Source organism: Achromobacter xylosoxidans (assembly GCF_001457475.1).
Classification (GTDB): Bacteria; Pseudomonadota; Gammaproteobacteria; order Burkholderiales; family Burkholderiaceae_B; genus Achromobacter; species Achromobacter xylosoxidans.
On sequence record NZ_LN831029.1, the window covers coordinates 3,957,508 to 3,972,190 of the forward strand.

General features: G+C 69.5%; 1 protein-coding gene. It reads left to right on the top strand.

The annotated features are described in order from the left end of the window. Positions 1-19 precede the first annotated feature (19 nt). Positions 20-14,680: a filamentous hemagglutinin N-terminal domain-containing protein gene (locus AT699_RS17820; RefSeq protein WP_024069352.1), complete on the top strand. Its 14,661-nt coding sequence runs from the start codon at positions 20-22 to the stop codon at positions 14,678-14,680. Positions 14,681-14,683 lie beyond the last annotated feature (3 nt).

Here is a 14,683-nt window from a genome sequence, read left to right on the forward strand (position 1 = left end):
GACAGAAAAGCGACCGACCATGAATCGTCAATCCCGCATCCTCGCCCAATCCGCCCGCCGCCAGTCCCTGAAGGCCCCGCCCCTGCCCGCGCTCACCACCATGGCGATGGTGATCGGCTCGCTGGTCTCCGGCGGCGCCCACGCCAACCCCACCGGCGGCAACGTCGTGGCCGGCGGCGCGACCATCAATGACCGCGGCAACGGCACGCTGGACATCAACCAGTCGACCGGCAAGGCGATCATCAACTGGAAAGACTTCAGCATCGGCGCCAACGAGACGGTCAATTTCCGCCAGCCGGGCAGCAACAGCATCACGCTGAACCGGGTGGTCGGCAACGATCCGTCGGCCATCTTCGGCCGCCTGAACGCCAACGGCACGGTGATGCTGGTCAACCCGAACGGCGTGCTGTTCGGCAAGGGCGCCCGCATCGACGTGGGCGGCCTGGTCGCCACCACCGCCAACATCAGCGACAAGGACTTCCTGGCCGGCAAGTACAAGTTCGACAAGCCGTCGTCCAAGGCCAACGCCATGATCGTCAACGAAGGCACGATCAGCATCAAGGACAGCGGCCTGGCGGTGCTGGTGGCGCCTGCCGTGCGCAACTCGGGCGTGATCGAGGCCAAGCTGGGCCGCGTGGCCCTGGCCGGCGCCAAGACCGTCACGGTCGACTTCCACGGCGACGGCCTGCTGAGCTTTGACGCCACCTCGGCCGTCAGCGAGCTGCCCAAGGACGCCGATGGCAAACCGGTCTCGGCCCTGGTCGCCAACAACGGCGTGATCCGCGCCGACGGCGGCACGGTCCTGATGACGGCGCGCGCGGTCAAGGGCGTGATCGACAACGTGGTCAACACCGACGGCATCGTCAGCGCCAAGGCGGTGGGCACGCAGAACGGCAAGATCGTGCTGTCGGGCGGCGACGCCGGCACGGTCAATGTGGCGGGCACGGTCGAGGCCACCGGCGCCAACGCCGGCGAGCGTGGCGGCAAGGTGGTGGTAACCGGCGAACACGTCAACGTGGCGCGCGGCGCCGCCATCGACGTGTCCGGCGCGGCCGGCGGCGGCGAGATCGCGCTGGGCAGCCAGGGCGTCGCGCCCGACGACGGCTCGGCCGCGTTCAGCGGCAAGTCGTCCACCGTCAAGGTGGCGGCGGGCGCCAGCCTCAAGGCCGACGCGCTGGTCAACGGCAAGGGCGGCAACGTGACGATGTGGTCCAACGACGCCACGGCGTTTGCCGGCAGCCTGTCGGCGCGCGGCGGCGCGCAAGGCGGCGATGGCGGCTTCGCCGAAGTCTCCAGCAACAAGAACATCGGCCTGACCGGCTCGGCCGACCTGCGCGCGCCCAAGGGCAAGACCGGCCTGCTGCTGATCGACCCGACCGACCTGCGCATCGTCGATTCCGCCAGCGGCAGCGGCTCGCAGGACGGCGCGGCCGGCGACGGCACCATCAACGGCGGCGACGCCAACACCGCCAACAACACCGTGTCGCGCGGCCTGCTGGAAAGCCTGGCCGGCACCACCAACATCAAGCTGGAAGCCACCGGCCAGATCACGGTCGCGGACATGGCCGCGATCAACCTGAAGACCACCAGCGGCCACAGCTTCACGATGCGCTCGACCCAGACGGGCGGCATCCGCTTCGAGAACGCGAACACCGAGATCAGCACCCAGGGCGGCTCCATCACGCTGGAAGCGCTGGGCGTGGGCAGCACGCTGGACAACATCGGCAAGCTGACCAGCCGCGGCGGCGCGATCACGCTGAACGCCACCGGCGACATCAACCTGGCCAACGTCATCGACGCCGGCAGCGGCGCGGCGCTGGTCCGCACCAGCGCCGGCTCGATCCGCAACACCGGCGGCGCCAACCAGGTCGTGGCCGGCGGCAGCGTCAAGCTGGACGCCAGCGGCGGCAACATCGGCGATCCGGCCGCGGCGGTCAACACCCGCACGGCCCAGTTGTCGCTTGCGACCGGCGGCAACCTGGCCGTGGCCAACCGCCAGACGCTGACGTCGCTGGACATCACCAGCCGCCACGCGCAACCGGGCGTCAACAACAGCTTCCAGCTGACCTCGCCCGACCTGGCTTTCGCGCTGCAGGACAACGGCAGCTACCAGCTGAGCACGGTCACGCAGCCGGGCCTGAACTTCTCGTTCACCGGCGACCGCACCATCACCGCGGGCAACATCGACCTGGGTAGCGGCGCGCTGGCGCTGACCTCGACGGCCGGCCACATCCTGGGCACGCCCACCTCGTTGCTGAAGGCGGGCTTCATCACGCTGAGCGCCGCCGGCAGCGACGGCAGGAGCGGCGCGATCGGCTCGTCTGCCCAGGGGCTGAACACCCAGACCGCCTCGCTGACCGCCACCAGCGGCACCGGCGGCGTCTACCTGAACAACACCGGTTCGGCGATCCTGAAGGCCATCGACACCACCGGCAGCCTGGTCGCCACGACCACGGGCAACCTGACCCTGGGCGATATCAAGACCGGCGCGTCCGCCGTCCTGACGTCGGCCCTGGGCAACATCGTGGACGACGGCGTCGACGCCACCACGATCGCCACGTCCTCGCTGACGCTGGCGGCGGCGAACGGCACCATCGGCACCGGCGCACGCAGCCTGAAGACCAGCGCCAGCAGCCTGTCCGCCGTCTCGAGCGGCGGCGTGTACCTGGACAGCACCAGCAGCAACCTGAACATCACCCAGGCGCAGGCCGCCAACGCCGCCATCACCATCACTGGCGCCGGCAGCGTCTCGGCCAACAACGTCAGCTCGGGCGGCGGCGCCGTCAACCTGACCGGCAACAGCATCAACGCCGGCCAGGTCAACGCGGGCAGCGGCAACGTCACGCTGACCGCGCGCGCCGGCAGCATCACCGGCACCTCGGCCTCGCTGATCACCGGCAACGTCGTCACCCTGCTGGCCCCGGCCTCCAACACCTCGTACACCGTCGGCACCGCGGGCACCTACCTGCGCACCGCCGCCGGCGAACTGCACGCCACCGGCGGCAGCATCTTCCTGAACCAGGCCCAGGGCTCGGTGCTGCTGGACGACCTGAAGGCCAACAACGGCATCTATGTGACCGGCGTCGCCAACCTGACGGCCAACCAGCTGGACGCCGGCAACGGCACGCTCTCGCTCAACGCCCAGGGCGGCAGCGTCCTGCGCGCCAATGCCAACAGCGTGCTGGCGGGCAGCAGCGTCAACCTGCAGGCCCTGCAACACCTGGGCACGGCCAGCGAACACCTCACCACCGCCACCACCAGCCTGACGCTGGGCAGCGGCGGCGACATCTTCATCGACAACCCGGGCAAGACGCTGACCTACCTGGCGATCAGCAATTCCCACGCCGACCCGGCCCGCCGCAACACGCTGCAGGTGGCCGCGCCGTTCCTGACCTTCGATATCAATGACAACCTGGGCAACGCCTACGAGCTGCGCCAGGTCTACAGCTCGCTGCTGAACCAGTTCTCTTTCACCGGCGACCAGAGCCTGAAGCTGGGCAACCTGCGCGCCGGCAGCGTCATCACGCTGACCTCGACCCTGGGCAGCATCCTGGACGACGGCATCGCCGATACGCGCGTCACCGCCAGCAACGTCAGCCTGACGGCCAACCAGGACATCGGCACCGCCGCCAACTACGTGGCGGTCAACGCGCCCAGCCTGTCGCTGGACACGCGCGGCAACCTGTATGCCACCAACATCGCCGACCTCAACTCGCTGTCGGTGACCGCCCGCCACAAGAGCGCGGACGACCACTACGTGCTGGACGTGCGCGCGCCGTCGCTGCTGTTCAACATCACCGACGACGCCAGCGGCCACACCATCCGCGAAGTGCGCGACGCCAACTCGGTGAACTTCAGTTTCACCAGCGACCGCGACATCACGGCTGGCAGCATCGACGCCGGCTACAGCGGCAGCATCACCCTGAACGCCGCCGGCGACATCCGCGACGACGGCAACAAGCAGACCCGCCTGCTGGCCAACGCGGTCAACCTGATCGCCGGCAAGGCGGTCGGCGCCAGCGGCGCGGGCTACCTGGACATCATCGCCGGCAGCCTGAGCGGCTCGGCGGGCAATGGCGGCTTCTACGTCCAGCTGCCCCACCCCACCGGTTCGTCCAACACCACCGGCACCGTCACGCTGAACAACATCACCGCCACCGACGACGTGCGCATCGACACGCGCCAGGGCGACGCGCTGCTGTCCGGCACCGTGCGCAGCTGGAACGGCGCGGTCGCCCTGAACGTGGCCAACGGCTCGCTGTTCGGCAACGGCACCGGCAACGTGTACGCGGGCGGCAATGACATCCTGCTGACCGCCGCCGGCGCCATCGGCGGCGTGTACAACGGCAGCCTGCGCTACATCGGCGTGGGCGGCAGCGGCCAGGCCAGCGTGCAGGCCACCGCCGGCACCGACGTCTACCTGAACGGCACCACCGGCAACATCAAGCTGACGCGGCTGGAGGCCGGCAGCGGCCAGATCGGCTACACCCAGGCGTCGGGCAACACCACGATCGGCAGCCTGAGCGCCGCCGGCGCGGCCACCCTGGCCAACACCGGCGGTTCGCTGCTGGACGACGGCGACGCCGCCACGCAGATCCGCGCCAGCAGCATCGCGCTGGCGGCCGGCGGCAGCATTGGCGCGACGGGCGCCGCGCTGACCCTGCAGGCCCCGGACGTCAGCCTCGCCAGCGGCGGCGGCATCGCCGTCGACAACCTGGTCGGCCTGACGCGCCTGAACATCACCCGCAACGGCACGGCCAACGCCACCTATGCGATCACCGCGCCGAACCTGACGGCGTTCACCGTGACGGATGACGCCAGCGGCATCCACCTGAAGAACATCGCCAGCGCCACCAACCTGGACTTCGGCTTCACCGCCAACAGCAAGAACCTGCTGGTCGGCAGCATCGACGCGGGCGCCAACGGCAAGGTCAGCCTGACCTCGAACCAGAACATCAGCAACGACGATCCGGCCAACAGCGGCGCCATCCGCGCCTCGACCGTGGCGCTGACGGCGGGCACCGGCGGCTCCATCGGCTCGTCGGTCACGGGCGGCGGGCTGGTCCTGAACGGCACGTCGGCGCTCAGCCTGACCGCCGGCAACCACTTCTACGTCAGCAGCGACACCGTGCTGCGCAGCCTGGCCATCAACAGCCTGAAGGCCGCCGGCAGCGCCAGCACTTTCGAGATCGGCGGCGGCGCCGGCCAGACCATCCGCATCAGCGACGACGGCACCACCCAGTACCTCGAACAGGTCACCGGCGGCCTGACCGACTTCAGCTTCAGCGGCCGCAAGAACATCCAGGCCGGCACGATCACCGCCACCAATTCGGTCAACCTGGCCACGACCGGCGGCGGCGTCAACTCCAGCATCACCAGCGATGGCGGCGCCGGCCGCATCACGGCCAACAGCGTCACGCTATCGGCCACCGGCTCGGACAGCTATACCGCCCGCGACGCCAATACCGGCGCCATCGGCGCCGGCGCCCGGGCGCTGCGCGTGACCACCAGCAACCTGGCGGTCACCAACAACGGCGACATCAACCTGAACAACGGCGGCCAGGCGCTCAGCAGCCTGAACCTGTACCTGTCGCGCCGCGACGCCGGCAGCAGCGTCAACTACGACACCAACAGCTATGCCTTCGCCGGCATGGGCGGGCAGTCGCTGTCGCTGGGTAGCGGCACCAACATGACGATCGGCGCCAACATGCAGGGCGCGGCGCTGACCATCAACACCGACACCGCGATCACCTCGAACACCATCAACGCCGGCAGCGGCTCGGTGTCGCTGACCACGCGCTACGTCAACAGCGACCTGGCCCCCAGCATCGGCGGCTCGGGCCTGATCACCGGCAACAGCGTCAGCCTGAGCGCCCTGGGCACCAACGGCAGCGTTTTTGCCAAGACCAGCACGTCCAACCTGTCGATCGCCTCCGCTGGCAATGTGAACGTGGCTAACGACAAGCAGCTCGATTCGCTGTCATTGACGGCCAATCACAGCAGTTCCAACGGCGCGGTCGTCAACACCTACGCCATCAGCGCCACCGGCATGACGGAGTTCTCGCTGAATGATTCGACCGACGTCTCGGGCCTGACACTCAGCAACATCATCAATACCGACAACCTGGCACTGTCGATCTCGTCGGACCGCGCGCTGACCGTCAACAAGGTCACCACCGCCGCCGGCGGCTCGGTCACTCTGGCCAGCAACGGCACCATCTACGGCAACGGCGCCAGCGCGCCGAATATCACCACTGGCGCGCTGACGCTCAACGCCAGCTCGGTGACGGGCACCTACGCCACCAACCAGCCGCTGTTCGTCAGTGTCGACTCACTGTCCTCGAACATCCGCGGCAGCCTGTGGGTGTCGAACAACAAGAGCCTGACGCTGCTGGACAACAGCGCCACCAGCTCGGCCCAGGTCAACGTGACCAACGGTTCGATCACGCAGGGCGCCGGCCGCTTCGTCACCCCGGCGCTGACACTGACCGCCGCGCAGTCCATCGGTGGCGCCGGCAACGCGGTGCAGACCGACACGCGCCAGCTGACTACGCAATCGGGCGGCAACCTGTACGTCAACAACGCCAGCGACCTGTTCTCGCTGAACATCACCGCCAACCACGCCAACAGCGCAGTGGACAACGTGCTGCAGGTCGCGGCCAAGGGCCTGACGTTCAATGTCACGGACGCCGGCGCCTATGCCATGACCGAGGTCAGCGACCTGACCGGCCTGAACTTCTCGTTCGGCGGTGACCGCACGCTGTACGTCGGCAACGTCGACGTTGGCCCGGCCAACACCGTGAGCCTGGACGCCTATGGCTCGGGGGCCAATATCCTGAACCTGTCGCCGACTTCGCACATCACTGGCGACGTGGTCACGCTGCGTACCAGCGGCCAGATCGGCGTCGCTTCCGGCGACGACTCGGGCTCGATCCACACCACCACCAGCGAGCTCTACCTCACCGCCGGCAGCGACGTCTACGTGGACAATGACCGCGACCTGGCCAGCCTGTCGCTGTACGCCACCGGCAGCGCGCCCGCGACCTACCAGATCCAGTCGAACGAACTGCTGTTCGACGTGGCCCACAACGGCAGCCGCCTGCAGGTCAACCAGGTGCGCGACAACACCGGCCTGAACCTGATGCTGTCGAGCAACGTCGGCCAGGACATCGGCATCATCGACACGCAGCCAACCGGCACGGTGCGCCTGTCCAGCAACAACAGCATCCTGGGCAGCGCCGACGACAGCCAGCGCATCACCGCCGCGCAGGTCAACATCACCACCCAGGGCTCGGGCGCCATCGGCGCGGTCGGCCGCGAAATCAACCTGTCGGCGCCGATCGTCAGCATCCAGAACGCCGGCGACGTCTACGTCGATTCCGACACGCACATCGATTCGCTGACGCTGTACTCCACCGGCAATGCCGCGCGCAGCTACGGCATCAATTCGCCCACCCGCGACGGCGGCAACATCGGATTCCAGGCCACCGACGGCGGCAGCGGCAGCAGCGCCGGCCTGGTGCTGAGCCAAGTGATCGACCAGGGCGGCCTGAACCTCAGCGTCACCAGCGACCGCACCATCACGGTCGGCAAGATCAATGTCGGCAACGACAACGTCACGCTGACCTCGCGCGGCGGCTCGCTGCTGGGCGACGGCGACAGCACCACCAAGATCGACGCGGCGGCCCTGACCCTGACGGCCAACAACGCCATCGGCGCGGCCGGCGCCGGCAACGCCATCGACACCCGCGTCAGCACGCTGAACGGCCGCGCCAATGGCGGCGGCGCGTACATCACGGTGGAAGGCAACACCAGCCTGCCGAGCCTGGTCTCGACGGGCGCCAGCTCGGTCAGCAACACCACCGGCGACATCGAGCTGGGCACGGTCAACACCAACGGCAACGCCTTCACCGTCAACAACACCGGCGGCTCGATCCTGAGCGGCACGATCAACAACGCCACCACCGTCAACCTGACGGCCAATGGCTCGATCGGCAACAAGAGCGCCATTCGCACCACCGCGCTGGCCAACGGCACCACCACGGTCAACCTCAGCGCCACCAAGACCGACCGCGCCGATGGCAGCATCGCGCTGACGGAAGCCTATGGCCTGCAGGTGGCCTCGGCCTCCGGCGCCGGTGATATCACCCTGAGCGCCGACACCGCCAACAACGGCCGCAACCTGACCGTGGGCACCATCACGTCCACAGACGGCGCGGTCACCCTGTCGACCGCGCGCGGCAGCATCGTCGGCGCCAACAACAGCAACCTGGTCACCGGCAAGAGCGTCAACCTGACGGCCAACTACGGCACGGGCACCTCGATCGGCGCGTCGAACTCGGCCCGCCTGCACCTGAACACCGAGAAGCTGACCATGGCCACGCCGGGCAGCATCTACGTCGACAACCTGGCCGACCTGTCCGACCTGACCATCATCCGCAACAACGCGCAGGGCTCGAACCTGGGCAGCGCGGGCATGTTGACCATCGACGCCAAGAACCTGACGTTCAGCGGCGGCGACTCCAACAACGCCACCGCGCTGACCGTGGTGCGCGACACCACCGGCCTGAACTTCACCTACCAGGCCGTGGGCGCGATCAACCTGCACGACATCGACGTCACGCAGAACGGCTCGGTAACGCTGTCGACCAACCCGTACTACTACACGGGCGGCTCCATCCAGGGCATGAACGGCTCGTCCAAGATCGTGGCGGGCGACCTGACGCTGTCCACCGGCACGGGCGACACGCCCAACACCATCGGCTCGGCCGGCCTGGCGCTGAGCACGCAGGTCAAGAACATCGCCGCCACCGCCTCGGGCGGCATCTGGCTCAAGCAGAACGGCTCGATCAACCTGGGCAACCTGCGCGCGGGCGGCGACCTGTCGGTCACCACCACCACCGGCGACATCCTGGTCGGCACGGTCAGCTACGGCACCGGCAACGCCCTGACCCTGAACGCCCAGACCGGCAGCATCCTGTACGGCGGCGGCACGCTCTCGGGCGCGGGCGCCGGCGCCATCACGCTGTCCGCGCAGAACGGCATCGGCACGCGCGACGCGGCCATCAAGATCGCCGCGCCCAACAGCCCGGTGTCGGCCACCGTCACCGGCGACGGCTCGCTCTACCTGGACAGCAGCGGCAACCTGCTGGGCGGCCTGACGACCTCGGTCGCCAATGGCGAGACGCGCATCACCGGCAACGGCAGCCTGGCGCTGACCAGCGTCACCTCGGGCACCGACGCCACCGGCAACGACATCTCGGTCAAGACCACCTCGGGCAACATCACGGTCAAGAACGTGCAGGCCGGCGCCAACCACGGCCAGGTCACGCTCAACGCCGAGAACGGTTCGATCCTGGCCGACGCGGCCGGCGCCACCGTCAAGGCCTACGGCGTGGCGCTCAACGCCGCCAACGCCATCGGCGCCAGCAACGGCCGCATCAACGCCACCGGCCAGCGCGTCGAAGCCACCACCAGCGGCGGCATGTACCTGGCGGCGGACAACAACTCCGTCTACTCCTACCTGTCGGGCAACATCATCGACATCGCCGCCGCCGGCAATCTGCAGATCGCCAACGCGATCTCGTCCAATGGCGCGATCAAGATCACCGGCAACGGCGCCAACAGCCAGTTGGTGGCCGGCAACATCGACGCCGGCGCCGGCAGCGTCAACATCGACTTCAGCAAGACGGGCAGCACCATCGTCGACGACCGCGAGGACTCCACGCGCATCATCGGCAACAACGTTGTGCTCAAGGCCGGCGCGGGCATCGGCGGCGCCGCCGGCTCGCCCGACAACCTGCAGACGACCGCCGCCAACATCACCGCCGAAGTCACCGGCGCGGGCTCGATCTACCTGAACGACAACCGCGCGGCCGGCACCACGCTGGCGTCGGTCATCACCCAGAACGGCGCGATCGGCATCACCACCGCCGGCTCCACCCTGGTCACCAGCGCCATCAGCCGCAACGGCTCGGCCAGCAACAACATCTCGATCGCCACCACCAGCGGCGACCTGTCGGTGAACACGATCGACGCCTCGGCGGGCGGCGACATCAGCCTGAATGCGGCCGGCTCCATCCTGGGCGCGGTGGCCAACAACCTGGTCCTGGGCAACACGCTGACAGCCGTCGCCGGCGGCAGCATCGGCTCGGCCGCCTACCCGGGCAATGGCTCGGGCGGCATCGCGCTGCGCACCAACCTCGGCGCCCTGGGCAACCTGTCGACCGCCGCCGACGGCGCGGTCATCGTGGTCAACAACATCGGCACGCGTGCGCTCAGCGCCAACAGCGGCAACATCCAGCAGAGCGGCGCCATCAGCTCGGTCTACCTGACCACGGCCGGCGATCTGGACGCCAGCGGCGGCATGTCGAACACCGCCGCCAACCTGCTGCTGTCCTCGGGCGGCAAGCTGACGCTGGCCAGCGCCGGCGTACAGGCCAACGGCACCATCACGCTCAAGGGCACGCAGGACGTGGTGGCCGCCGGCGCCACGCCGCGCACGATCAACGTCAAGGGCACCACGCTGAATTTCAGCAGCGGCGCCGCGGGCGGCAACACCACGCTGGTGACCGAAGCCCGCACCATCGGGGCCAGCTTGACCGGCACCAGCACGCCGGCCAACCTGACGCTGACCAACACCGGCGCGCTCGACGCGTCGCTGAGCACCGCCAACGGCGACATCAGCGCCACGGCCACCGGCTCGCTGAACGCCTCGGCCACCGCCGTCGGCAGCAACCGCACCATCGCGCTGACCTCGCAGCATGGCGATGTAGAGATCGGCATCGTCAACGCCGGCGCCGCCAGCGGCACCGTGATCCTGAGCGCCGCCGAGGGCTCGCTGCTGGGGCTGGACAACACCCTCACGGCCAACAGCCTGGACCTGACCAGCAAGACCGGCATCGGCACCCAGGCCGACCACTTCACCACGTCGGCCCGCAATCTCAAGGCCAATGTCCTGGGCAGCGGCGACATCTATGTGGACGCCTCCGGTCCGTTGACGCTGGGCCGCGTCGCGACGGCTGACGGCAACATCGGCATCGCCTCCGCCGGCAACCTGGCGAGCACGGTCGGCCTGTCGGCCGGCAACCGCGGCGACGTCGCGCTGGCCTCCACCGCCGGCAACGTCACCGTCAGCCACGATATCGCCAGCGCCGACGCGCATGACCTGTCCGTGAGCGGCGCGGCCATCGCCATGGCCGCCGCCAACACCAGCGGCAGCCAGACCTACACCGGCAACGTCACCCTCAACGGCGACCTGACCGGCAGCGCCATCGGCATCACCGGCAACGCCACGCTGGCCGGCGGCAAGCGCACCCTGACGGCCAACGGCGCCAACGGCGGCGTCGCCCTCTCGGGCGCGCTGAACGGCGGCGCGCAGCAGGCCGTGATCGTGGCCGACGACGGCGACGTCACGCTGGGCGGCAATGCCTCCAACCTGGCCAGCCTGACCATCACCGGCAACAACATCGACCTGCGCCAGGTCGCCACCACCGGCGCCCAGCAGTACAACGGCGCCACCACGCTGCGCGGCGCGTACACCACCGCCAACGGCGCCTTCGGCGTCGACGGCGCCACCACGCTGGCCAGCACCGTGAGCGTGACCACCGGCAGCGGCGCGGTCGCCTTCACGGGCGCCGTGTCGGGCGCCAACGCGCTGACCGTCACCAGCAGCGGCACCACCACCTACGGCGGCGCGGTCGACATCGCCTCGCTCAACCAGGCGGGCACCGGCGGCACGGCCATCAACGGCGGCAGCGTCACCAGCAGCGGCACGCAGACCTACGTCGGCCACGTAACGCTGGGCGACGATGCGGTGCTGACCGGCACCACCGTCACGCTGGCCAACGGCGCCGACGGCGCCTATGCGCTGGAAATCGACGGCACGGCCCTGCTGACCGGCGCCATCGGCGCCACCACCAAGCTGGCCAGCCTGACGCTGGACGGCGCCGCCACGCTCAATGCGGGCAGCATCGCCACCACCGGCAACCAGCGCTACAAGGGCGCCGTGACGCTGAGCGGCGATCACACGCTGAGCGCCACCACCGGCGGCGTAGCCTTCGACGGCGCGCTGGACGGCACGCATGACCTGCACGTCGTGTCCACGGCCGGCGGCGACGTCAGCTTCGACGCGGTCGGCAGCGCCACGCAACGCCTGGGCAGCCTGACGGTCGACACGGCCGGCACGACCGCCTTCAATGGTTCGGTCTACGCGGCATCGGTGCAGACCGACGACCCGGGCGCCGTGACCATCACGGGCGAGCGCGTCGACACCACTGGCGTCATGCGATTCGGCGAGCTGGTCACGCTGGGCGGCAACGTCACGCTCAAGGGCGCCAGCGTCACCCTGGCCGGCGGCGCGAACTCGACCGACGAGGGCCAGGGCCTGACCATCGAAGGTCCGGCCACGATCAACGGCCCGGTGGGCGCCGGCGCCAATGGCCGCCTGGCCTATCTGACCGTCGACGGCGACGCGACGCTCGGCGGCGGCCCGCTCAAGACGGTGGGCGAACAGTCCTACCTGGGCAAGGTCGAACTGTCCGGCAATGCGCAACTGAGCACCGCCGACGCCAAGGTGACCTTCAACGATACGGTCACCAGCGGCAACGGCAGCGGCCTGACGGTCAGCAGCGGCAGCGGCGACGTGCGCTTTGCCGAACAGGTCGGCGACGCCGCCACGGGCCGCCTGGGCGCCCTGGCCGTCAACAGCAACGGCGCCACCACCTTCGAGAAGGCCGTGTACGCCGCCTCGGTCAACACCGACGCCGGCGGCACCGTGGCCATCAACGGCGGCCTGGTGGACACCACCGGCACGCAATCCTATGGCGAACGCGCCCTGTTCGGCACCGACACCGTGCTCAAGGGCAGCACCGTCAGCCTGCTGGGCGGCGGCGACGGCAAGCACGACCTGACCATCGACGGCGACGCCGTGCTCAAGGGACCGCTGGGCGCCAATGATCCGCTGGCCAGCCTGACGGTCAAGGGCAACGCCACGCTGGGCGCGGGCAGCATCGTCACCGACGGCGAACAGTCGTACCAAGGCAATGTGACCGTGGGCGGCAACGTCTCGGTGACCAGCCGCCAGGGCGACATCGGCTTCGACCGCGCGGTCGACGGCGGCCACGGCCTGACGGTCGTCGCCACTCAAGGCGAAGTGACCTTCGCCGGCCCGGTCGGCCAGGGCTCGCGCCTGGGCGACCTGAAGGTCAGCGCCGCCGGCGACATCGTGCTGGACGGCCCGGTGCGCGCCGCCTCGGTGCAGACCGGCGGCAACGGCGACGTGCTGATCAACGGCGGCTCGGTGGACACCACCGGTTCGCAGCAATACGGCCAGCACGTCATCCTGAGCGGCGTGGACACCACCCTGACCGGCGCCGACGTGCAGCTCAAGGCCGGCGTCGACGGCACCCAGCCGGGCCAGCAAGGCCTGATCATCGTCGGCAACGCCGATATCCAGGGCGACGTGGGCGCCACCACGCCGTTGCGCGGCCTGGCCGTCTCCGGCGCCACGACCATGGGTCCGGGCAAGACGCACACCACCGGCGACCAGGTCTACAACGGCGCGGTGACCCTGGCTGGCAACCGCGACCTGGCCAGCGACACCGGCTCGGTGATCCTGGGCAGCAAGCTGGATGGCGGCAACGGCAACAACCTGAACGTCAACGCCGGCAAGAATATCCAGGTCGCGGGCGACGCCACCGGCCTGGGTTCGCTGACCCTGCGCGCCGTCGACACCATCGTGTTCAACGGCGATGTCAGCGCCTACCGCGTGCAGCAGCTGGAAGCCAAGTCCGCCAGCTACAACGGCGCGGTGCGCGCCTCCGGCCCGGACGGCATCGACATCGCGGGCGACACGCTGTCGTTCGGCAAGAACGTCACCGCCGACACGGGTTCGATCCGCATCGCCAATACCAGCCCGACCGGCACCACGTCCTTTGGCGCGGGCAGCACCGTGAGGGCCGCCACCGGCTTCACCCAGACCGGCGGCGCCGGGCTGACGCTGCCGGCGCAATTGCTGGTGACGCAGGGCCCCATCAACCTGGGCGCGCCGGCGAAGCTGCAAGGCGGCAACGCGGTCATCCAGACCAACGGCGACATCACCGCCATCGGCCTGAGCGGCCTGCAGACCTCGCTGACGCTGGCCTCCGGCGTGGGCGCGCTGCGCATCGGCCTGAACGACGCGGATCCGAGCCACAAGCTGGACGTGGCCGGGCTGACCGTGCCGAACGCCGGCTCGGCCGACATGTGGGGCGCGATCGGCGGCAAGACCGGCTCCATGGCCGCCACCATGGTCCGCAGTTCGCTGGTCGGCGCGCCGTACTACATGAACGGCGCCACCTGGGGCCCGACGGACGTGATCGACCGCCTGGCCGCCGTGACGGCGCCGCGCACGGTGATCCCCACCACGCCCACCGCCAACCCGCTGTTCCAGGGCACGGTTCCGTCCAAGGGCTTCGGCCCCGACGCCCTGGGCGCGTACACCGATCCGCAGGTGTTGACCGTGGCCTCCGCGTTTACCTGGCAGCTGCCTTCCGGCGACAATGCGCTCCTGAGCGTGCCGGCCGGCAACAACCCGGTGCTGCAGACGCCCGGCGCCAATCCGCAGCGCCCCGCCGCCGAAGGCGTGCCGTCATCCGATGACGCGCGCCGCGACACCGGCACTCCCTCACGTACTCTCTGATCC

Excerpts from the sequence above, each read along its gene's own strand:
- AT699_RS17820 (WP_024069352.1), top strand. The coding sequence starts at position 20 with ATGAATCGTCAATCCCGCATCCTCGCCCAATCCGCCCGCCGCCAGTCC.